The sequence below is a fragment of the Christiangramia qingdaonensis genome (assembly GCF_048381525.1).
Classification (GTDB): Bacteria; Bacteroidota; Bacteroidia; order Flavobacteriales; family Flavobacteriaceae; genus Christiangramia.
The window spans coordinates 447,076-468,776 of the sequence record NZ_JBLWIM010000008.1 but is presented as its reverse complement, the minus strand read 5'-3'; the positions used below and the strand labels follow the sequence as shown (position 1 = coordinate 468,776).

Below are 21,701 nucleotides of genomic sequence, written 5' to 3'. Positions count from 1 at the left end.
CGAATATATCGAAGTATTCAGCTACTTAATCAAAATTTAATTAAGCGTTGAAATATTTACTGTCCCAAATTTCTGTACTAAAGTTTTTCCCCATTTTGAAGCCATAAAATATAGAGATCCCGGCAAACCATTTGAAGATAAAAAAGAATATCATAAAAAACTGAGTAGTGGATTGCTGCGGACTAAATAAACCATCGGGAACTAAAAGAGCCGTTAGAAAGCTGGTAATGAGTAATAGCGCAAGAAAATTCTCAAGAGTTTTAAATGGCCACATGATCATTCTTCTTAAAGGATGGAGATCATTTCCCCATTTATGGATCAGGTAATAATAATCATTCCCCATTGGAGCGAATAATAATGGATCATCAGCATTTTTCAGCTTAAATAACTTGGAAGGAGCAATGATCTTAAAACCTTTTAATGTCGTGTCATGTTCATTCTCCAGATGTTTGATTCTCGTGATCGCTTCGTAAGGAATTTCAGATTTAAACAATGCAGAATCCAGAAATCTAAGTCTGTAGTTAACACATAACTTATAGATATCGTCTTTATGATAAATTCGGTTTGAATTCAACAGATCGAAATTGAGATTATTCGATTCCTCCGGTGTTTCCTGTAGATTTTTATGAATAGTTTCTTCCCGGAGGTTGTCCTGCAGCAGGATCTCGCGAACCTCATCCATGATCTCATGCTCATTGATACGTTTGCTCCGTGTTTTATTTAATTGATGCTGTAGATTCGTGCGGGATATTTTCAACTTCATGTTCATAGTCTTTAAGCTGTACTAAATTAATTATTAAGCTCAAGACATACAACGTCTTACTGCATTTTTTGTGCTAATAATCAAAACTTTAGGAGATGTTCTATCTTGTTAAAAGAATCCCAATTGCCTTTAATTTAAAAACCGTTGAAGCAACCTACGCGTAACTTAGGTATATATTTAAAACAAATAATTATGAAAAAGTTACAATTACTAAGCTTACTAAGTTTTTTATTCATCGCAACCAGCGGTATTGCTCAAAATTCAAAGGACACTAAGATGGTTGGAGGAGCTGAAATGTATCCAGCAAAGAATATCGTAGAGAATGCGGTAAATAGTAAAGATCATACAACTCTGGTTGCTGCGGTGAAGGCTGCTGAACTAGTAGATGTATTGAGTAGTGATGGACCATTTACAGTATTTGCTCCAACGAACAAGGCTTTTGAAGCACTTCCAGAAGGAACAGTAGAGACTTTGCTGAAAGAAGAAAACAAAAGCAAATTACAGTCAGTTTTGACATACCATGTACTTGCAGGAGATTTTAAAGCTGCAGACATCGTAAAGGCTATCAAAAAAGGAAATGGAAAAGCAACTTTCAAAACGGTAAGTGGTGCAGATATCACTGCTATGATGGATGGAAAGAACGTAAAAGTTAAAGATGCTGCTGGTAATGTTGCTACTGTAACAATTGCCGATGTAAATCAATCAAACGGAGTGATCCATGTAATTGATACGGTTCTTTTACCAACAAAATAATTCAGAATATCTGAAATTGTGAAAAAAGCGGCTATTAGCCGCTTTTTCAGTTAAATAAACGTCAAACCGGGTCTTTAATTTTACTATTATGTTCTTACCGGTTACATTCAGGATTACTAAAAAAAAGCTATGAAAAATTTGAAAACATTTCTCGTTATAAGCATTGTGGCACTTACGTTGGCTTCTTGTGGAAGTAGTGCTCCAACGGCAAAAGACGATCTAAAACAATTAAAATCTTACGACACTTATGCGTTCCTGGCGAATAAGGATACGATCTTAAATCGTAAACTGGATAACAAGGCGATCAATTCAACGATCGTTGCGACCATCAACGCGAACATGAAAGAAGAAGGCTTTAGTCTTGATAAGCTACAACCTGATGTTCTCGTGTATGTTCACCCAATGTTCGATGAAAAGGTAGCGGTAAATGCAAACCCTGTTTACACGAATTACCCATATTACAAGCCGGGTTTATTCATTGGATCCTATTACGAAGATTACCTGTATGAAAACTATTTTACAATACAGAGGATTAGCGGATCGAGAGTGAAGCAGGTGCCCTATCGTGAACGCTCGATTGTGATCGATCTGATAGACCGAAGAACGAATGAGATCCTGTGGAGAGGAACTTCCGAAGAAACTATTGAAACTAAAAGAATGGATCGTGAGATCCGGGAATATGTAGACGAGATCTTTAAGGACCTATAATTTTAAAGTGATCTAAAACGAAAAAAACCGTACTCGATGTACGGTTTTTTTATTTTGATACTATGAAGCGAATATTAGCGTAATTCTGCTTTTAGTTCTTTTTCGAATCTATACTGAAGCTTACTCATCATTTTATCCACTTGTTTATCTGTAAGAGTTTTGTTCTCATCCTGGAATACAAAACTTACTGCGTAACTTTTCTTGCCTTCCGGAAGGTTTTCACCTTCGTAAACATCAAAAAGGCTTACATCTTTCAATAATTTCTTTTCCGTTTGTCTTGCGATTTGATCTATCTCATCGTAAGTCACAGAATTATCGAGAAGTAAGGCAAAATCTCTTCGCATGCTAGGATACTTCGGAATAGCACTAAACTTATTCTGATGTTGTTTAGCAACTTCTATGATTTCATCCCAGTTAAAATCTGCATAAACTACTTCCTGATCTATATCAAATTTTTTCAGAATTGACCTTTTAACCACACCAAAGTCTACCAGTTTAGATTTTTTCGTACTCATCTGTAGGCTTTCAGAAAATACAGAACTTTTACCGGTTTTGGTTTTAAGCGTATTCAAAATTCCTAATTTCTGAAAAATCGATTCGATCACTCCTTTCAGGTAAAAGAAGTTTCCAGCCGGGAAATTCGGTGCATTCCATGTCTCAGCAGTTCTGTTACCAGACATGAACAACGAAAGATGTTTCTTTTCTTCCCTGCCACTAACAAAAGAATGATAGGTCTTTCCAAATTCAAAAGTACGAAGATTAGCTCGTTTTCGGTTTAGATTGTAACTAATAGCTTCCAGCCCTGAAAAGAGCATGGTTTGTCTCAAAACTGAAAGATCCTGACTTAGCGGATTCAACATTTTCACCTGGTACTCATCTTTAGCATCATCGCTAAAGTCATTATAAGCGGGCGTTGTTAGCGAGTTGGCCATGGTTTCGTAAAACCCCTGTCCTATAAGTTGCTGAGCGATAAGATTCTGAATCTTATAATCCTCATATTTAGAGGTGTTCGCTACAGATAGGCTTAGTTTATCGCCAAACTTGATGTTGTTGTAACCATAAACTCTAAGGATCTCCTCGATCACATCAGACTCTCTCTGCACATCCACACGATAAGAAGGGATCGTAAGCCCCATTCCGGTTTCAGTAACATTATTCACTCTGATCTCAAGAGAAGCAAGAATAGATTTTATGGTTTCTTCCTCAAGATTTTCACCAATTAGTTTGTTTACCTTTTCGAAAGTTAGAAAAACCTGGAAGTCTTCGATCTTTTTAAAATAGAGATCATCAATATCGCTGGTTATCTCACCTCCGGAAATTTCCTTGATCAGTAGCGCAGCTCTTTTTAAAGCATACTCTACAGAATTGATGTCGATTCCTCTTTCAAATCTAAAGGAAGCATCGGTATTGATTGCATGTCTTTTTGCAGTTTTTCGAACGCTTACAGGATTGAAATATGCACTTTCCAGGAAAATTTGTGTAGTACTATCGGTCACACCGCTTCCAAGTCCGCCAAATACTCCTGCGATACAAAGAGGTTTTTCAGCATCACATATCATGAGGTCTTCAGCATGCAATTCACGCTCGACTTCATCTAATGTAGTAAATTTCGTTCCGGCTTCGACGGTCTTAACATTGATCTCGTTACCAGCGATCTTACCGGCATCAAACGCGTGTAGTGGCTGTCCCAGTTCATGCATTACATAATTGGTAGCATCTACAATATTGTTCTTTGGAGCAAGGCCGATTGCTTTCAATCTATTCTGAAGCCATTTCGGAGATTCACCAACCTTCACATCAGATATCGTTACTCCGCAATATCTTGGAGCAAGATTAGAATCATCTACTTTTATCTGGATCTTTAAACTTCTGTTATCAACATGAAAACTACTAACTGAAGGGGTGATAAGTTCAAGGAATTTTCCCTGTTGCTGGTAGCCTGCTTTTAAGTCCCGGGCAACACCCCAGTGACTCATTGCATCTGCACGGTTAGGTGTAAGGCCAATTTCAAAAACTTCATCGTTCTCTACTTCAAAAAGCTCAGCAACCGGAGTTCCGGGAACCAGCTCATTATCCATCACCATAATACCTTCGTGACTCTGGCCTAAACCAAGTTCTTTTTCAGAACAGATCATTCCGTAGCTTTCTTCACCACGAATTTTTCCTTTTTTGATCTCCCAGCTTTCACCTTTTTCATCATATAGTACAGTACCAATAGTTGCCACGGGCACTTTTTGTCCTGCTGCGATATTTGGAGCACCACAAACGATCTGTACTTCTTCACCATTTCCCAGATTCATCCTGGTGAGGTTCAACCTGTCTGCATTTGGATGAGCTTCACAGCTTAAAACATGACCAACTACTACGCCGGCCATACCTCCTTTTACACTTTGAAAAGTATCAATACCTTCTACTTCCAGACCAAGATCTGTTAGAAGTTCTCCGGTAGTCTCTGCATTTTCAGGTAGTTTGATAAACTGTTTTAGCCAGTTGTATGAAATCTTCATGGATTAGTCTTTTTCAGCCAGCAAAGATAGTATTACAGTTGGTTTTGTCATAATCTAGAATCCTATTTTGTAGACCTTAAAAAACAAAGGAGACCATTAGTGTCTCCTTCGCTGTTTTATAGTTTAAAATCTTTAATCTTTACGGGTAAGATTCATTGTTCTGGACTTGTTCCAGCCACTTTCAGTTTCTTCATAAACTGCCCATTTAACCGAGCCGTCTTCTTTTGTAATATCGTGCTTGAATCTAAGCTGTTGATTGCTTTCATCCAGATAACTCTCTACGATCTCGTATTGATCAGGTCCCATTTCCTTTACTTTCATTTTTGAATTAGAAATTCCTTCAGGCGCATTTCTTCGCATAAATACCACATCAAATTCATCTTCCAGTGGATTGTATACCATGACTCTTTTACAACATGGCTTACTATCACCTGTATCATGATCCACAACCAGCATGGAACCTGCCTCATCAAACGAAATACGGTTTGAACTATTGGTCGTATTCATAACTTCACCATTCTGGTTAACCTGGGTTTCATTATTCCAGTTCCCAATTAGAAAATTAAGTTGTTTGTCCCTGTTTTCAATAATAGCAATCTTAGCCAGACCCGCTTCCATGATCAAATCATCCTGTTCATGATCATGCTTTTCAGCAATTGCAAGTGACTTTTCTATGTATTTAACGGCTTCATCTTTTTTATCCATTTCAAGCAAAACATCAGAAAAGGAATCATAGGGATTGGCTTCCTGCGGATATTCATCAATCTGAGCCTGAAATAACATTTTGGCGCCTTCCAGATCATTTTCTTCCTGCATCAATCTGTATGCTAGAATATTCAAAGGTTCAGCCATGCCCTCATAAGCGGTATTGGGATTGTTCTTCTGGTAGTTCTCCAAAACAGCTTTTGCGCCCTGGTTCTTATAGACCTGGTAAAGTTCATCTACAGTTGCCTGCGCTTGATCCTGCGCATTCATACTAAGAATTAGAAAAAATAATAATGTTCCAATTCCCCATTTAAATTTAAAATTTTTGCCCATGATATATTGAATTTTGTGGTTATACCGAAGCTATAAAGGGGCATTCTAAAGTACAGAATAGGTTGAAGCTATTTCCCGGGGGAAGTTTTCTAAAGATAAATAAAAATTTAATTAATTGATTATCAGTAGCTAATAAGATTTAGTTAGCTAATGTAATTCCAGATCGTTTTGTTCCTTACCAGCCGGGAATAGGCGTTTTTCACAGCACTATTATTTTCCTTCTCCAGGTTTGGATCTTCTTTTAGCAGCCTGTTGGCATAGAACCTGGCTGATTGCAGAATTGCATTATCCTTCACGATATCTGCGATCTTTAAATTAAGAACCCCGCTTTGCTGAGTTCCCATAAGATCTCCAGGACCTCTTAGCTTCAGGTCAACTTCTGCGATCTCAAAACCATCGTTGGTAGAAGTCATTGTTTCCAATCTCGTTTTACTATCGTTGGAAAGTTTATGACCGGTCATAAGAATGCAAAAGCTCTGTTCAGCACCACGCCCAACACGTCCTCTTAACTGGTGCAACTGCGAAAGACCAAATCTCTCCGCGCTTTCTATGATCATCACACTGGCGTTGGGAACATTTACGCCTACCTCGATGACGGTAGTAGCAACCATAATATCTGTTTCACCTTTCACAAAACGATCCATTTCAAAATCCTTATCTGCAGGTTTCATCTGGCCGTGAACAATAGAGATCTGGTTGTCTGGAAACTCTCTGGCAATACTTTCATAGCCATCCATAAGATCTTTATAGTCCATTTTTTCAGATTCCTGTATAAGCGGATATACGATATAAACCTGCCGGCCTTTCTGAATTTCATCCCGAATAAAAGCAAAAACTTTTAAGCGATTACTATCATAGCGATGAACAGTTTTAATAGGTTTACGTCCTGGAGGTAGTTCATCAATGACCGAAATATCCAGATCTCCATACAGACTCATAGCCAGAGTACGCGGAATTGGAGTTGCAGTCATCACCAGAACATGAGGTGGAATATGGTTCTTCTTCCATAGCTTCGCTCTTTGGGCCACTCCAAAACGATGTTGCTCATCGATCACAGCAAGACCAAGATTCTTAAACTTTACTTTGTCTTCAAGAAGAGCATGGGTGCCAATGAGAATATGTATCTCTCCAGATTCCAGTTGTTCATGGATCTCCCGGCGTTCCCTGGTTTTAGTTGATCCGGTAAGCAATCGAATATTCAACTTTAGTTCTATACAAAGTTCTACTAAACCATGATAATGTTGAATAGAGAGAATTTCTGTAGGAGCCATCAAACATGCCTGGAAATTATTATCGAGCGCAAGGAGCATGGACATCAGGGCAACAATGGTCTTTCCGGAACCTACATCTCCCTGTAATAGCCTGTTCATCTGGGCACCACTTCCCATATCACCTCGAATTTCCTTGACCACACGTTTTTGAGCATTGGTAAGTTCGAATGGCAAATGATTGCTGTAAAAGTCGTTGAAAATATGACCTACTTTGTCAAAATTAAAACCCTTGATCTTTTGTTTATGCATGAGGTTTCTGCGCAGTAATTGCAGTTGCACATAAAAAAGCTCCTCGAATTTGAGTCTGAACTGCGCTTTTGCCAATAGCTCCTGGTTCTTCGGAAAATGAATATTGAATAGGGATTCTGCCTTTCCCAGAAGTTTTAGTTCTTCCAGTAATTCCGGATTCAGACTTTCAGAAAATTTCATCCCTGTTTGTTGCAGCACTTCCTGCATCAATTTCATGATCACTCTATTAGTAACCCCTTTCTTCTGAAGTAATTCAGTAGAAGGATATACCGGTTGCATCGCTACCCTTAGATTTCTTTTATAATCTGATACCAGTTCAAGTTCCGGATGTGGCATACTGAACATCCCACTGTAAAAATTTGTTCTTCCGAAGATGACATAAGGCGTATTTAATTTGATGTTTTCCCTTATCCATTTATGCCCTCTAAACCAGACCAGCTCCATTCTTCCGGTGTCATCAACAAAGTCGGCTACCAGGCGTTTGCCTTTCTTCTGTTCAACCATCTTTAGATGGACGATCTTACCAACAATTTGCACTTCCGAAGAATTTTGATGCAATTGGGCGACCTTATAGAAACCTGTTTTATCTATATATCGATTAGGAAAAAAATTGATGAGGTCTCGATAGGTGCTGATGTTGAGTTCCTTCTTGAAAAGATCGGCCCGGTTGGGACCAACTCCTTTAAGATACTCAATAGGGGTTTGCAGCAGGTTCTGGATCATAAAAACGAAGATATTAAATACGTTTGATTTACATGGGTGGCGGTGTAGAAACTAGTTTTAATCTTCAGGAATTTCTGATAACAGCTTCAATTTTTTGTAATTTGCATCAGATATTTTTATTCTAAATGCGATATTTAACTGCACTTTTTTTAATCCTGAACATGTCCCTTATAAATGCTCAGAAGATTCGTGATCATCAGGTAGAACGATTTGATTTTCAGAAAGTGGATGCTCACCTTAAAATTGATCCAACTCAAAAAAAAATTGAGGGAAACGTGCTTTATTCCATTGAGGTACTTTATCCCGATGACAGCCTGTTTATAAACGGGAAGGATATGCAATTTGAAAACGTTCAACTGGATGGCCAAAGCATTGATTTTTCAGTAGAAACAGAAGGAATATATATTCTTCATGAATTTAAGGTGAACGATAGTATTTCCTTGTCACTTGATTATGAAGTGACCCCAAAAAAAGCTGTCTATTTCATCAATTGGAATGTTCCTGATATTGCCGAAGAAGAAAGGCAGGTTTGGACGCAGGGTCAGGGAAAATACACTTCCAGCTGGTTGCCAAGTATCGATGATATGAATGAGAAAGCAGAATTTGATCTTAATTTTGAATTTCCTGTTTCCTACGAACTTATCGCTAACGGCGAAAATATCAGCAATGAAATTATAAACGATTCCGTTAGACTGTGGAAATTTGATATGCAAGAACCTATGAGTTCTTATCTGGTTGGATTCGCAGCAGGTAAATATCATTCCAAAACTATAACTTCAACTTCAGGAATTGAGATCCAGAATTTTTATCTCCCGCAAGATTCTTTGCTTCTGGAGCCAACTTACAGGCATTCTGCGGAAATCATGGATTTCTTTGAACAGGAAATTGGTATAGAGTATCCATGGACTAATTATAAGCAGATTCCCGTAAGCGATTTTCTGTACGCAGGAATGGAGAATACTGGAACGACTATTTTTTCCGAATCTCTTATGGTGGACTCCATTGGTTATCATGATCAAAACTATGTAAATGTAAACGCGCATGAGCTGGCTCATCAATGGTTTGGAAATCTTGTTACCGAGGAAAGCGGAAAACATCACTGGTTGCACGAGGGATTTGCCACTTACTATGCTTTATTAGCAGAAAAAGAGATCTTTGGAGAGGATTATTTTTACTGGAAGTTATACCAGTCGGCAGAGGTTTTAAAGGAATTAAGCGATTCAGGAAAGGGACAGAAATTATTGTCTTCAACCGGACGGTCCAGTACTTATTATCAAAAAGGAGCCTGGGCTTTACATATTTTAAGAGAAAAAGTTGGTGAGGAAGCTTTTAGAAAAGGTGTAAAAAGTTATCTCGAAACTTATGCCTTTAAGAATGTGGAAACCGATAATTTTCTTGCTGAAATGGAACTTGCTTCGGGAATGGACCTTACTCAATATAAAAAGGACTGGCTAGAACAGTCAGCTTTTAAAGCCAACCAAACGCTGAATGCTTTAAGAGAATCAGAATTTATCAAATCTTACCTTGAGCTTGCTGCCTTACGAGAAACTCCACTGGAAACGAAATATGAATATCTGGATAAAATTCTGGATTTCCCTGTAAATGATTATTTAGGTCAGGAGGTTGTCTATCAGCTTGCCGGAGAAAATTCAGATTTAAGCAGGAGCTTGTATAAAAAGGCATTCGAATCTAATAATCTTTATGTAAGACAGGCTATCGCTACCAGTATGCAAACAATTCCGCAGCAATTGCAACCCAGTTTTGAAAGTTTGTTAGAAGATGAATCTTACCTGACTATAGAGAAGGCATTGTTCAAATTATGGGAAAGATTTCCGCAGAAAAAAGTAGATTATCTAGAGAAAACCAGGAATATCGACGGATTCTATAATAGGAACGTACGTATGCTCTGGTTAACCTTGAGCCTGGTAACTGCCGAATTTGAGCCGGAAAAAACCTCTGAATATTTTGAGGAATTATCAGGTTATACGAATCCATCAAATCCATTTGAAGTAAGGGAAAATGCTTTTGGATATCTTTTCCAGCTAGGAGCTTTCAATGAAACTAGTTTGGAGAGCCTTTTAATGGCAACAAATCATCATGCTTACAGGTTCCGGGATTTTGCAAGACAGTTGCTTGATGAATTGATCGCAAATGAGGAATTTCGAGAGAAATTGATAAATGTGTCTTCAACCTTAGAGGAGAAGCATAGCAGGTATTTGAACTCTAAAATTTCAGGTTAAGATGAGAGCACTCGTAATTTCAGGAGGAGGAAGCAAGGGAGCTTTTGCCGGCGGAGTTGCGCAGTATCTTACTGAAGATCTTGGTCGCGATTATGATCTTTTTATAGGAACCTCTACAGGAAGTTTGCTTCTTTCTCATATGGCTCTGCATAAGGCAGAGAAAGTCAAAAAGGCCTTTACCAGTGTTAATCAATCCAGTATTTTTAGTAGCAGGCCTTTCCTTATCAAAAAGAAGCATGGGCAGGAAACGATCACGATCAATCACTTTAATGTTATACTGAATTTTCTAAAAGGAAGGAAAACCTTCGGCGATAGTTTAAATCTTAAAACCCTGCTTCAGAAGACGTTTACAAAAGAAGAATTTCAGCAACTGAAGGAAAGCAATAAGGAAGTTGTGGTTACAGTCTCTAATCTCTCTCTGAACGAGGTGGAATATAAGAGTATCAAGGATTACGATTACGATGCATTTATAGACTGGATCTGGATTTCATGCAATTACACACCATTTATGAGCCTGGTTACCAAGAATGGATGTGAGTATGCCGATGGTGGGCTAGGAAGTATGGTGCCTATAGAGGAAGCCATCAAGCGGGGTGCGACAGAGGTGGATGCGATCATTCTACAAACTGAAGTGACTTATTTCAATAGAATGCCTTCAAAGAATGTATTTTCGCTCATCACCAATCTTTTCGCTTTTATGCTGGACAGGATCGAAACTCAGAACATCAGGATCGGAAAATTTTCAGCCGCGAATAAGGATTGTATTATCAATTTTTACTATACTCCAAGCGTTCTAACAACGAATTCTCTTATTTTTGATAAGGATAAAATGCGGGAATGGTGGGAGAGTGGCTATGAGTTTGCCAAATACAGAAACGAAGAAATTAACGAAATTGAACCTTAATGCGTGCACTGGTTATATCTGGAGGAGGAAGTAAAGGCGCCTTTGCCGGCGGCGTGGCCCAACATCTAATTCAGGAACAAAAAAGAAGGTATGATCTTTTTCTAGGAACCAGTACCGGCAGTTTGCTTATTCCTCACCTCGCTGCAGGAAACATCCAGAAAGTTTACGACATCTATACCAGTGTTACGCAAAGAACGATCTTTAGCGTGAACCCTTTCGTAGTCAAGAAAAAAGATGGTCGTGAATATGTGACGATCAATTATTTGAATACGATCTGGCAATTTATAAGACAGCGCCGAACCTTTGGGGAAAGCAAAGCATTACGTAGAAGCATCAGAAAGAATTTTTCTCAGCAGGATTTTAACGAGCTTAAATCCAATATTAAAGATGTAGTCGTAACTGTGTCTAATCTATCTAAAAACAGGGTGGAATATAAATCCATCCACGATTTCGAGTACGACGACTTTTGCGACTGGATCTGGATAAGTTGTAATTATATACCTTTTATGAGTCTCGCGACCAAAGACGGCTTTGAATACGCCGATGGTGGTTTGGGATGTGTGGTTCCTATCCGGGAGGCCATTAAGCGCGGCGCAACAGAAGTAGATGCGATCATCCTGGAAGCTGAAAATATGGAATACAATAAAGTTCTAGGTAAGAATCCTTTTTCATTAATGGTCAACCTCTTCGGTTTTTTATTAGACCAGGTTGAATATCATGATATTGTGGAGGGGAAACTTGCAGCTATGAATAAAAAGGTCAAGCTGAATATCTACTATACACCAACCAAGCTGACGGAAAATTCTCTTGTTTTCAACAAAAAAGATATGACCGACTGGTGGCAGCAGGGTTTTGAGTATGCCGAAAAGAAAGAAATGGAACGTAAAGCTGCTAAATCTTCCTGGTTTAAGCTAGGTTTCTAACCTCTTGTTTGATGAACCCTAAAGCAGCCTCGGTAGGTGCTTGTTTTTCTATCATTGCCTCAAGAATAACTTTTCTAAGATCGTCTGGATTCGATACGTTTTCTTTATCTGAAGCATTTCTGATCATGCTGATCATGGCATTCTTCGATGTTCTTATATAGTCCCAGCATTCGTTGCTAACATAGATTTGCTGCGCTAGATTATGCTCGAATTCCTGTTCGATATTAGCTATTAACAAACTTGTATAAGCTGGAACATCTTCGGCGATAGGCTCAACCCGAAATAGTAATTTACCTGGAGATATTCTTTCCAGTAATAAGGTCAGTCTTTCGTAAGCCTGTAATCTAATAGGTAACGAAGTTTTCTGTTTTTCTCTAAGTAGCAAAAACCTTCTACGATTTTCCTCATTACTGGAATAGGTGTGAAAAAAGTAGAAACTAACCAAACCAACGATAGCTGCCGGGAGTATTCCATAGATCAATTGAAAAACATCAAATTCGTTCATAAGTATTAATGTATAGCGTCTTCAGTTATTTGTAGTGATTTAAGATCAAGATTACCACCTAAGTGCGGACATTTTACCAATTCTGTTACAGAGTGGAAATTTACTTTATCCTTGGTATATCCAAAAGTAGATTCTAATGTATTTGAAAGATTCTTATCACTTAAGTTGATCTCGATATCATTGGTGGTGAACTGCGCAGGATGTTCGTGACCACAGGCATGCGTAATTTGAAGCAGCTCTTTTCTGAATTTTACAAAGTAGAAATTGGTACGCATGGATTTATCTGCAATATCAATACCTCTTTGCAGCCATTTATTCTGAGTTGCAATTCCGGTAGGGCAGGTGTTGGTGTGGCAGCTTTGAGCCTGTATACAACCAATACTCATCATCGCTTCCCGGCCAACGTTGATACAATCTGCGCCTAAAGCAAATGCCATCGCAGCTTTTGCAGGAAATCCAAGTTTACCTGCCGCTACAAAAACGATTCTATCGGTGAGTTCATATTCCTGGAAGATCTTGTAAACATCGCTAAAACCGTAGATCCACGGTACCGAAACATGATCAGCGAAACTTGGTGGCGCAGCACCGGTACCACCTTCACCACCATCTATCGTAATAAAATCGGGTCCGTGATTTTTAGATTTCATGATGCCGGCAAGTGTATGCCAGTCATCAAGATTTCCAATTGCAGCTTTGATTCCTACCGGAAGACCTGTAGCTGCTGCAATTTCCTCAAGAAAAGTAATCATATCCTCAAGGTTGCCGAAAGCTGAATGGTAAGCTGGTGAAAGAACATCCTTCCCCATTGGAACTCCCCGAATTTCTGAAATCTCCTGTGAGATCTTTTTAGCTGGAAGAACACCTCCTTTACCAGGTTTAGCTCCCTGGGATAGTTTAAGTTCTATCGCTCTAACTTGTGGGTTTTCCTGTACCAGTCTGACTAGCTTGGACATGTCAAAATTACCTTGTTCGTCTCTGGTTCCAAAGTATCCGGTTCCTATCTGGAAAATAACATCTGCTCCTTTTTTGTGATAAGGAGATAATCCGCCTTCACCAGTATTGTGATAAGCTCCGGAAAGTTTACAACCTTCATTCAAAGACTCTATAGCTTTGGCTGAAAGTGAACCATAACTCATTGCCGATACATTAATAATCGAAGCCGGTCTGAATGGTCGTTTCCGATTATTATAGGTTCCCATTGCCTTTGCGCAGGGGATCAATCCGGAGTTTTTCTGGTTTGGATGCCCAGCAGGTAATTTATAAGGAAGAATTGAATTTTTGACAAATATATAGTGCGAAGAATACATGTCCTGGTCTGTACCGAAGCCCTCATAATTATTTTCATTTTTTGCTGAAGCATATATCCAGCTTCTTTCACGCCTGTTGAAAGGTAATTCTTCCCTGTTGTTGGCTACAAGATATTGTCTAATTTCAGGTCCAATGCTTTCCAGGAAGTAGCGTAGATGCCCAACCACTGGGAAATTGTGCTTAATGGTGTGTTTCCGATTAAAGAGAACATCATTAATTGCGATAATTACTAATATGAGTAGTATCCATCCCCACCATGGGATAGAGGTTAAAAAACTTAAAATTTGATCCATTAGGAATTGCTTAAAAAATCAAGAGTTAATTGTGTCATTGTTTTCACACCAAGTAAAAGTCCGCTTTCATCAATATAAAAGTCGGGAGTATGGTGTCTTGTAGGTTCAGCATTTTGAGGCATTCCACCTAAAAAGAAATAAAAACCTGGTACTTTCTCCTGGAAAAAGGAAAAATCTTCCCCACCGGTAGTAGCCTTCATTAAGTTTACATTTCCTTTTCCTGCAACATTTTCAAGAGTGGGAAGCATTTGTTGAGTCAGAGCTACATCATTAAAAGTGATCGCGGTATTATTCTGAATATCGATTGTGGCAGAACCTCCGTATGCCTTAGCAATTGCCGGAACTAGTTCACGCATTCTGGATAAGATCACTTTTTTGTTTTCCGGATCCAAAGTTCTAACGGTACCAATAAGTTCTGCAGTTTCAGGAATGATATTAAATCGCACACCACTGGTAATCTTTCCAACCGTTATCACAGAAGCCGACTCAGTTAAGTCTGCATTTCTACTGATGATCGTTTGCAGACCATCGATGATCTTGGCAGAGATTAATATTGGATCCACGCCACTCCATGGAGCTGAACCATGTGCCTGTTTACCCTGAACATTGATTACAAATCTTTCCACTGCTGCCATGGTGCCTTCAGGTTTATACTTGATAGTTCCCACCGGAGTAGCAGCATTAATATGCAATCCAAATATGGCATCTACCTCAGGATTTTCAAGAACACCTTCTTTGATCATAAGGGCAGCTCCACCTTCTTCCCCTGGTGGTGGCCCCTCTTCAGCGGGTTGAAAAATAAATTTTACGGTGCCATTGATTTTGTCTTTATGCTTTGCAAGAATTTCAGCAACTCCCATAAGAATGGCGGTATGGGTATCATGCCCGCAAGCATGCATCACTCCGGTTTGAGCACCTAAGAATTCTGTGGTCTTGGTAGATTTAAATTCCAGCTCATTTTTTTCTGTAACGGGTAGGGCGTCGATATCTGCTCTAAGAGCCAGGGTTTTACCAGGCTTGTCACCTTTTAAAATTCCCACAACTCCGGTTTTTGCGATTCCAGTAGTAGTTTCGATACCAAGTGACTGCAGGTGGGCTGCTATCTTTTTGGCAGTCTCGAATTCACGATTGGATAATTCCGGATTTTCGTGAAGATCTCTTCGCCACTCGATCACCTGCTTTTCTATATTCTGAAAATCAGCTTCTGGAATATTCTGCTGCGCCTGAAGTCCAAGTGTTGCCAGAAGAATGCTTAGAGTAAATATATATTTCATATTAGAAAGTTTAGAATTTGATCAAATGATAATCATCTGCCTGAAGCTGTACAAGTGCCGTCATTGCTGAAAGAGCAAACTTTATGTCTTTATGGATATTTTCAGGATCTACATTATGATGTACTGCGCTCTGCCCGCAAACAATAAGTTCGACACCAGCATTTGCCAATGCGTGAAATAGCGCGGTATTGGGATTTTTTTCAGTTTCAGGATAGGCCTGGGAATAAGAAGCATCATTGAGAACATCTTTGGTAGCTGAACCATGAAAGACCAGAGCTAGATGCATATTTTCAGGATCTACTCCAGCTTTTTCATGCATGTTCAAAAATCGAGCAGCTGTTTCAACCAGTTTATTGACTTCAGCAGGATCAAAATTCGTGTCGATATCAAATACCACTTTATATGCCAGATTGGTGTCTACTTTAAATTCGGCATGAGGAACAGTAATGGTTTTGCCATATTCAGGAATAACATTTCCAGCTTCAAATTGTTGAGCAAAAGATAGATTTATCCAAAAAATCGCAAATAGCAAGATCAATTTCTTCATGGAAGTAAGATGGAATAATGTTGAATTTTTAAAGATATTAAAATATCGTGCAATGCTTCAGAAGACTTCCTTAATGTTTAAAATTCGGTTCACTACGGGTTTAGTTTTTTGAGCATTTTAGTTACCTTTCAGCATTAATAAAATGGAGAAGATTTGGAAGCTTACTTAGCTGAATTAAATGATGCACAAAGGGCCCCGGTGCTGCAGAAAGACGGACCAATGATCGTTATTGCCGGTGCAGGATCTGGTAAGACCAGGGTGTTAACCTATAGGATCGCTTACTTGATGAATCAGGGCGTTGATGCGTTCAATATTCTTTCGCTAACCTTTACCAATAAGGCAGCACGAGAGATGAAGCAGCGTATCGCCAAGATCGTAGGAAGTAGCGAAGCGAAGAATCTCTGGATGGGAACTTTTCACTCTGTTTTTGCTAAAATGTTGAGGTTCGAGGCAGATAAACTTGGATACCCTTCGAATTTCACCATTTACGATACTCAGGATTCTCATTCGGTGATCAGGTCGATCATAAAAGATATGCGTCTGGACAAAGATGTGTACAAATACAAGCAGGTCTATAACCGAATTTCTTCTTATAAGAACAGTCTTATTACGGTAAAGGCCTATTTCCAGAATCAGGAATTACAGGAAGCCGATGCCATGTCCAAAAAGCCAAGACTGGGTGAGATCTACCAGCAATATGTAGATCGCTGTTTCAAGGCGGGCGCGATGGACTTTGATGATCTGCTTCTAAAAACTAATGAATTACTGAACAGGTTTCCGGATGTACTTCACAAGTACCAGAGTAGGTTTAAATATATTCTGGTGGATGAGTATCAGGATACCAATCATTCTCAGTACTTGATCGTAAGAGCACTTTCAGATAAATTTCAGAATATATGTGTGGTAGGAGATGATGCCCAGAGTATCTATGCATTTCGTGGTGCCAATATTAATAATATTCTGAATTTCCAGAAGGATTATGACAATGTACAGATGTACAGGCTTGAGCAGAATTACAGGTCTACCCGAAACATTGTACATGCTGCCAACTCGATTATTGATAAGAATAAGACCAAGCTGGATAAGATCGTATGGACTGCGAATGATGATGGTCCAAAAATCGTTGTAAATAGGTTACTTACAGATGGGGAAGAAGGACGTTATGTTGCTAGTTCTATCTTTGAGAACAAAATGCAACAACAGCTTAACAATGGTGATTTTGCAATCCTTTACAGAACCAATGCGCAGAGTAGGGCGATGGAAGACGCACTGCGGAAGAGGGATATTCCATATAGAATTTATGGCGGACTATCATTTTACCAGCGAAAAGAGATCAAGGATGTTCTTTCTTATCTAAGACTTATACTGAATAATAAGGATGAAGAAGCTCTGAAAAGAGTGATCAACTATCCGGCGCGAGGGATTGGACAGACTACGATGGACAGGCTTTCTGTAACCGCCAATCAGCATAACAGGTCTATCTTTGAAGTAATTCAGAATCTAGATAAACTTGATCTTAAGATCAACCGAGGAACGCAGACCAAACTGGAGAATTTTGTAAATATGATCCAGAGTTTTGCTATTTCCAACGAAACTATGGACGCCTTTCAGATCGCTGAAATGGTGACCAAAAAGACCGGGCTGGTTCAGGAACTTAAAAAAGATGGTACTCCTGAAGGAATTGCCAGAATTGAAAATATTGAGGAATTGCTCAATGGTATCAGGGATTTCGTGGAAGGTCAGCGGGAGATCGCAGACGCCAGTGGTTCTTTGTCTGAATTTCTTGAAGATGTGGCACTTGCCACAGATCTGGATAATGATACCGGGGATGATGATCGTGTTGCTTTAATGACCATTCACCTGGCCAAAGGTCTGGAATTTCCATACGTATATATTGTAGGAATGGAAGAAGATCTTTTTCCATCTGGGATGAGTATGAATACCAGAAGTGAACTTGAAGAAGAGCGCCGATTGTTCTATGTAGCTATAACCAGGGCCGAGAAGCAGGCATATCTTACCTACACACTTTCCAGGTATCGCTGGGGTAAACTTGTAGATGCCGAGCCTAGTAGATTTATTGAAGAAATCGATGAGCAATATCTTGAAACTCTGGTGCCACAGGACGATTATAAGTACAAGCCTTTAATAGATACAGATATCTTTGGGGACGATGTAGATAAGAGCAAATTACGACAATCCAAACCAAGAACAGGAACTCCACCTCCAGCTCATAAACCTTCAGAAGAACAGCTGCGTAAACTTAGAAAACTAAGGCCAGCTGCGAAAGAACCGGAGAAAGCGATGAACACTTTGAATCTTTCCGCAGGGGATGAAGTGGAACATATGCGTTTTGGAAAAGGTAAAGTTCTTAAGCTTGAAGGTGTTGGCCAGGATCGAAAAGCAGAGATCGATTTTGAACAGGGCGGAATCAAGAATTTGCTCTTACGTTTTGCCAAGCTGAAAATTCTTTCTTAAAAATTTCTAGGATTACTGTAGAAAATACATATATTAGCTCAGAGTCGTATTAATCCCTACATTTTTACAACTCCAAAAACCAAATAAAAAACAACGTTTTTATAGAGACCTGCTTTAAGGTCTCTTTTTTTATGCCTGTACAGCAATACGTTAATCTTCTTCTAAAACACTGTTAGCGATTTATTTAAATTTTTACAGAAAGTTGATCTATGAACTATCTTGAAAAAAAATAAAGTTATGATCAAAGAAGGAAGTAAAGTAAAATGGGAATGGGGAAATGGAACTGCGGAAGGAAAAGTGCAAAGTACATTTACCAAGAAAGTAACCCGTACGATCGATGGTAATGAAGTGACCCGTGACGGAGAAGAGGGAAACAAAGCATTGTATATCGAACAGGAAGATGGCAGTAATGTCCTTAAACTTGAAAGCGAAGTTAAAAAGGCGGACTAAAACATTCCATTTGCGCGGAATATCTTAATTTTAAGAAGATCAAAAACATACTAATATGGCTGAACTTCTAAGAATTTATGATGAAAATCCCGCACCAAAACATATAAATAAGGTAGTAGAAGTCCTCAAAAAAGGGGGACTTATTATTTATCCGACCGATACTATATATGGGTTGGGATGTGATATTACCAATAACAGTGCACTAGAAAAGATTGCCAGGATCAAGAATGTAAAGTTGGAAAAAGCTAATTTTTCCTTTGTTTGCGAAGATCTTAGCAATCTTTCTGATTACGTAAAACAAATCGACACTACTACCTTCAAGATTCTCAAAAGATGTTTACCAGGACCTTACACGTTTATATTGCCGGGCGGAAATAATCTTCCAAGTGTATTCAAAAAGAAAAAAACAGTAGGAATAAGAGTTCCAAATAATTCTATTTGCCAGGCGATAGTCAAAGCACTTGGTAACCCAATTATTTCAACCTCCATTAGGGATGAAGATGAGGTACTCGAATACAGTACAGATCCAGAATTAATCCGAGAGAAATGGGATAACCTTGTGGATCTGGTGATCGACGGTGGTTATGGTGATAATGTTGCTTCTACCGTTATCGATCTTACAACGCCAGAGCCGGAAGTAATCCGGGAAGGAAAAGGTTCCCTTGAAATCATGTAAAATTTTAGGATTTTCTGTGCTTTCTAGTTAATTCTCTATTAAAGCAGGATCAAGGTTTTTCAAATACGCAATGAGATAGTAACTTAAAAGAAAAAATAAGTTATGAGTATATTAGAAACTACAACTCAAGTTAAAGGACAACCTATAAATTTATTTTATGAAGACTATGGTGATGGTAAACCGGTAATTTTAATTCACGGTTGGCCTTTAAGTCATAGAATGTGGGAATACCAGATAGAGTCTATTGTAGAGGCAGGATTTAGATGTATTGCTTACGATCGCAGAGGTTTTGGGGCAAGTGATAAACCCTGGACTGGTTATGATTATGATTCACTGGCAAAGGATCTGAATGATCTAATTACTAAATTGGACCTAACAGATGCTACAATTGTTGGTTTTTCCATGGGTGGAGGAGAAGTAGCCCGCTATATCGCAAACTACGGAACTTCAAAATTAAGTAAAGCTGCCTTAATTTCAGCGGTGCCACCATTTATGCTGAAGACTGATGATAATCCAGATGGTTTGGATGCAGAGACATTTGAAGGTTTTAAGAAGAAACTTAGAAAAGATCGTCCCGGATTCTTATCAGAATTTGGCGAGCAATTCCTGAACTTTGAAGACAATTCAGATCGAATTAGTGAGGATATGGCGCAATACTATTGGTCTATAGGATGTCAGGCTGGACCAAATGCCACGCTGGAATGTGTAGACTCTTTCGGAAAAACAGATTTTAGAGAAGATCTGAAGAAATTTGATATTCCTACGCTGGTGGTTCATGGTACCGCAGATCAAGTCGTACCTATCGAAATATCCGGGAAAAAGAGTGCTGAAATGATATCAAATAGCGAATACCACGAGGTGATGGACGCTCCACACGGGCTTATTTTAACTCACACTGCAGAATTCAATAAGATTCTCGTAGATTTCCTTAAGAGGTAATCTACAATCAACAAAATGTATGAAGCCCTCGCTAGAGGGCTTTTTTATTACATGGATTTCAAAAACGCTTTATGTATTTCTGATGGCTTTCCTGATTTTCCTTTCTTCTTCTCAGAGAACGCCAGCTCAAAACCACTTCGGGCAGCTTTTAATCTTTGGGTAGGTGTTCCATGATGACCTGGACTTTCAGCAAAACAATCTCCAGAATTATAGCTCATGTTGAAAAATGATTCGAGTCGCTTCCAGTTATAAGTTGCACCTCTTTTATGCCCCAGAAAATAGGCTGCTGCAAAATCAGCCTCTAATTCTCTTAAAAGCTCGGGATTATCTTTATAGTCATTCTCCCATTGCAGGTCGTACTCGAATTGGGCCTGGTGCCACCATTCGTGGGCGAGGAGTCCGCTGAAGACTATTTCTTCTGGGATTCCGGATTCTTCCAGTATCTCTAGAATACCATCACTTATGACCAGGAGACCATTTGATCTTGTAAATGCCTCGAGGGCGAAGAAGCTATTCTCTGGGATCTGGCAACTATTCTGATTAGCTTCAATAATTTGTGAAGCTTTAATCCTGGCTTCTGAAGCATTGCGAACACTGCGATCAAAACTTTCGATCATATCTGCCAATTGCTTTGGATCTTCCAGGGTTGCGGTATGCTGTCCATTTAAATAGATCTGCCGGTCAAGCTGCCAGAACTTCTGAAGCTCTCGCATTCGTTTATTTGCTAGACGATCGTATTGCCCGTCGCTGCCATAATAATTCGGACCTATATAATGAGTAACGTATTTTCTATGCAGGTCTCTTAAATAGAAGACCATCTCAACATCAAAATTTGGATCTTGAATTAGCTTCTCGAAATTCTTCTGAAGTAGATTTTGAAACGAAGTGATTTCGCAGGAGCTATTTTTAACTGGAAGATGTTCAACCTCAGTAAGCGTATTATAAGAGTTGAAATCAATTTCCCTAATTTCAAAATCAGCTGAAGTGGAAATGAAATCTGTTGATTCGGTCTGAGTTTTAATAGTCTCAGAGGAGCAGGATACCTGGAAGAGGTAGAGACCTAAAAAAAGTATTCCGCTACTAATTTTGAGTGCTTTCATAATTAGTGATTTAGAGAGTAGGGAATACTACTAAAATAATATAAAATATTGAAGA

18 protein-coding genes are annotated in these 21,701 nt (G+C 39.0%); 9 read left to right on the top strand and 9 right to left on the bottom strand.

The window, feature by feature from the left end:
* Positions 1–40: 40 nt before the first annotated feature.
* Positions 41–763, bottom strand: a complete 723-nt coding sequence (locus tag ACNI3T_RS02830; protein ID WP_418226545.1) for a hypothetical protein — start codon at positions 761–763, stop codon at positions 41–43.
* A 192-nt stretch (positions 764–955) separates the two neighbouring features.
* Between ACNI3T_RS02830 and ACNI3T_RS02825 the strand changes: the two genes are divergently transcribed.
* Together ACNI3T_RS02825 and ACNI3T_RS02820 are read left to right on the top strand one after the other, a co-directional pair.
* A complete protein-coding gene (locus ACNI3T_RS02825; RefSeq protein ID WP_418226544.1) occupies positions 956–1,516 on the top strand; it encodes a fasciclin domain-containing protein in 561 nt (186 codons plus the stop codon).
* A gap of 129 nt (positions 1,517–1,645) precedes the next feature.
* Positions 1,646–2,224, top strand: a complete 579-nt coding sequence (locus ACNI3T_RS02820) for a DUF4136 domain-containing protein (RefSeq protein WP_418226543.1) — start codon at positions 1,646–1,648, stop codon at positions 2,222–2,224.
* 74 nt (positions 2,225–2,298) lie between these two features.
* Here the strand turns inward: ACNI3T_RS02820 and pheT are convergent, their stop codons facing one another.
* The 3 genes from pheT to recG form a co-directional block, all read right to left on the bottom strand.
* Positions 2,299–4,731 carry a phenylalanine--tRNA ligase subunit beta gene (gene pheT, locus ACNI3T_RS02815; protein WP_418226542.1) on the bottom strand — a complete coding sequence of 811 codons (2,433 nt, stop codon included), beginning with the start codon at positions 4,729–4,731 and terminating at the stop codon, positions 2,299–2,301.
* A gap of 132 nt (positions 4,732–4,863) precedes the next feature.
* On the bottom strand, positions 4,864–5,769 hold the full coding sequence (locus ACNI3T_RS02810; RefSeq protein WP_418226541.1) for a tetratricopeptide repeat protein: 906 nt from the start codon (positions 5,767–5,769) through the stop codon (positions 4,864–4,866).
* 143 nt (positions 5,770–5,912) lie between these two features.
* Entirely contained in the window at positions 5,913–8,012 is a 2,100-nt protein-coding gene (recG, locus tag ACNI3T_RS02805) for an ATP-dependent DNA helicase RecG (RefSeq protein WP_418226540.1), read from the bottom strand.
* Positions 8,013–8,173: 161 nt separating this feature from the next.
* Between recG and ACNI3T_RS02800 the strand changes: the two genes are divergently transcribed.
* Genes ACNI3T_RS02800 through ACNI3T_RS02790 form a run of 3 tightly spaced genes read left to right on the top strand, consistent with a single transcriptional unit; the run spans position 8,174 to position 12,079 of the window.
* Complete coding sequence (locus tag ACNI3T_RS02800; RefSeq protein ID WP_418226539.1) at positions 8,174–10,252, top strand: M1 family metallopeptidase; 2,079 nt, start codon at positions 8,174–8,176, stop codon at positions 10,250–10,252.
* Between the two features lies 1 nt (position 10,253).
* On the top strand, positions 10,254–11,156 hold the full coding sequence (locus ACNI3T_RS02795; protein ID WP_418226538.1) for a patatin-like phospholipase family protein: 903 nt from the start codon (positions 10,254–10,256) through the stop codon (positions 11,154–11,156).
* Positions 11,156–12,079, top strand: coding sequence for a patatin-like phospholipase family protein (locus ACNI3T_RS02790; protein WP_418226537.1), 924 nt, complete (start codon positions 11,156–11,158; stop codon positions 12,077–12,079). The genes ACNI3T_RS02795 and ACNI3T_RS02790 overlap by 1 nt, the downstream gene beginning before the upstream one ends.
* Here ACNI3T_RS02790 and ACNI3T_RS02785 read toward each other — a convergent pair.
* From ACNI3T_RS02785 to ACNI3T_RS02770, 4 genes are read right to left on the bottom strand one after another with little or no spacing between them, the layout of a single operon-like run.
* On the bottom strand, positions 12,063–12,584 hold the full coding sequence (locus ACNI3T_RS02785) for a DUF7935 family protein (RefSeq protein WP_418226536.1): 522 nt from the start codon (positions 12,582–12,584) through the stop codon (positions 12,063–12,065). The two genes, ACNI3T_RS02790 and ACNI3T_RS02785, sit on opposite strands and share 17 nt — an antisense overlap.
* Before the next feature lie 5 nt (positions 12,585–12,589).
* Positions 12,590–14,185 (bottom strand): FMN-binding glutamate synthase family protein, encoded by a 1,596-nt coding sequence (locus ACNI3T_RS02780; RefSeq protein WP_418226535.1) that lies wholly within the window; start codon positions 14,183–14,185, stop codon positions 12,590–12,592.
* Positions 14,185–15,459 carry an amidohydrolase gene (locus ACNI3T_RS02775; RefSeq protein ID WP_418226534.1) on the bottom strand — a complete coding sequence of 425 codons (1,275 nt, stop codon included), beginning with the start codon at positions 15,457–15,459 and terminating at the stop codon, positions 14,185–14,187. Before ACNI3T_RS02775 ends, ACNI3T_RS02780 begins: the two co-directional genes overlap by 1 nt.
* Before the next feature lie 10 nt (positions 15,460–15,469).
* Positions 15,470–16,006: a DsrE family protein gene (locus tag ACNI3T_RS02770; protein ID WP_418226533.1), complete on the bottom strand. Its 537-nt coding sequence runs from the start codon at positions 16,004–16,006 to the stop codon at positions 15,470–15,472.
* Positions 16,007–16,159: 153 nt separating this feature from the next.
* Between ACNI3T_RS02770 and ACNI3T_RS02765 the strand changes: the two genes are divergently transcribed.
* The 4 genes from ACNI3T_RS02765 to ACNI3T_RS02750 all read left to right on the top strand — a co-directional run bounded on the left by ACNI3T_RS02765 (position 16,160) and on the right by ACNI3T_RS02750 (position 20,546).
* Positions 16,160–18,481: an ATP-dependent helicase gene (locus tag ACNI3T_RS02765; protein ID WP_418226532.1), complete on the top strand. Its 2,322-nt coding sequence runs from the start codon at positions 16,160–16,162 to the stop codon at positions 18,479–18,481.
* A 237-nt stretch (positions 18,482–18,718) separates the two neighbouring features.
* Entirely contained in the window at positions 18,719–18,931 is a 213-nt protein-coding gene (locus ACNI3T_RS02760) for a hypervirulence associated TUDOR domain-containing protein (RefSeq protein WP_141877135.1), read from the top strand.
* A gap of 55 nt (positions 18,932–18,986) precedes the next feature.
* Positions 18,987–19,607, top strand: coding sequence for an L-threonylcarbamoyladenylate synthase (locus ACNI3T_RS02755; protein ID WP_418226531.1), 621 nt, complete (start codon positions 18,987–18,989; stop codon positions 19,605–19,607).
* 102 nt (positions 19,608–19,709) lie between these two features.
* Positions 19,710–20,546 carry an alpha/beta fold hydrolase gene (locus ACNI3T_RS02750; protein ID WP_418226530.1) on the top strand — a complete coding sequence of 279 codons (837 nt, stop codon included), beginning with the start codon at positions 19,710–19,712 and terminating at the stop codon, positions 20,544–20,546.
* Positions 20,547–20,593: 47 nt separating this feature from the next.
* On the opposite strand, the gene ACNI3T_RS02745 is transcribed toward ACNI3T_RS02750, so the two are convergent.
* Positions 20,594–21,646 (bottom strand): hypothetical protein, encoded by a 1,053-nt coding sequence (locus tag ACNI3T_RS02745; RefSeq protein ID WP_418226529.1) that lies wholly within the window; start codon positions 21,644–21,646, stop codon positions 20,594–20,596.
* Positions 21,647–21,701: the final 55 nt, after the last annotated feature.

Coding starts and splice junctions, on each gene's coding strand:
- ACNI3T_RS02775 (WP_418226534.1), bottom strand. CDS start 15,459: ATGAAATATATATTTACTCTAAGCATTCTTCTGGCAACACTTGGACTT.
- ACNI3T_RS02790 (WP_418226537.1), top strand. CDS start 11,156: ATGCGTGCACTGGTTATATCTGGAGGAGGAAGTAAAGGCGCCTTTGCC.
- ACNI3T_RS02830 (WP_418226545.1), bottom strand. CDS start 763: ATGAAGTTGAAAATATCCCGCACGAATCTACAGCATCAATTAAATAAA.
- ACNI3T_RS02825 (WP_418226544.1), top strand. CDS start 956: ATGAAAAAGTTACAATTACTAAGCTTACTAAGTTTTTTATTCATCGCA.
- ACNI3T_RS02810 (WP_418226541.1), bottom strand. CDS start 5,769: ATGGGCAAAAATTTTAAATTTAAATGGGGAATTGGAACATTATTATTT.
- pheT (WP_418226542.1), bottom strand. CDS start 4,731: ATGAAGATTTCATACAACTGGCTAAAACAGTTTATCAAACTACCTGAA.
- ACNI3T_RS02780 (WP_418226535.1), bottom strand. CDS start 14,185: ATGGATCAAATTTTAAGTTTTTTAACCTCTATCCCATGGTGGGGATGG.
- ACNI3T_RS02745 (WP_418226529.1), bottom strand. CDS start 21,646: ATGAAAGCACTCAAAATTAGTAGCGGAATACTTTTTTTAGGTCTCTAC.
- ACNI3T_RS02820 (WP_418226543.1), top strand. CDS start 1,646: ATGAAAAATTTGAAAACATTTCTCGTTATAAGCATTGTGGCACTTACG.
- ACNI3T_RS02785 (WP_418226536.1), bottom strand. CDS start 12,584: ATGAACGAATTTGATGTTTTTCAATTGATCTATGGAATACTCCCGGCA.
- ACNI3T_RS02795 (WP_418226538.1), top strand. CDS start 10,254: ATGAGAGCACTCGTAATTTCAGGAGGAGGAAGCAAGGGAGCTTTTGCC.
- ACNI3T_RS02800 (WP_418226539.1), top strand. CDS start 8,174: ATGTCCCTTATAAATGCTCAGAAGATTCGTGATCATCAGGTAGAACGA.
- ACNI3T_RS02750 (WP_418226530.1), top strand. CDS start 19,710: ATGAGTATATTAGAAACTACAACTCAAGTTAAAGGACAACCTATAAAT.
- ACNI3T_RS02770 (WP_418226533.1), bottom strand. CDS start 16,006: ATGAAGAAATTGATCTTGCTATTTGCGATTTTTTGGATAAATCTATCT.
- recG (WP_418226540.1), bottom strand. CDS start 8,012: ATGATCCAGAACCTGCTGCAAACCCCTATTGAGTATCTTAAAGGAGTT.
- ACNI3T_RS02760 (WP_141877135.1), top strand. CDS start 18,719: ATGATCAAAGAAGGAAGTAAAGTAAAATGGGAATGGGGAAATGGAACT.
- ACNI3T_RS02755 (WP_418226531.1), top strand. CDS start 18,987: ATGGCTGAACTTCTAAGAATTTATGATGAAAATCCCGCACCAAAACAT.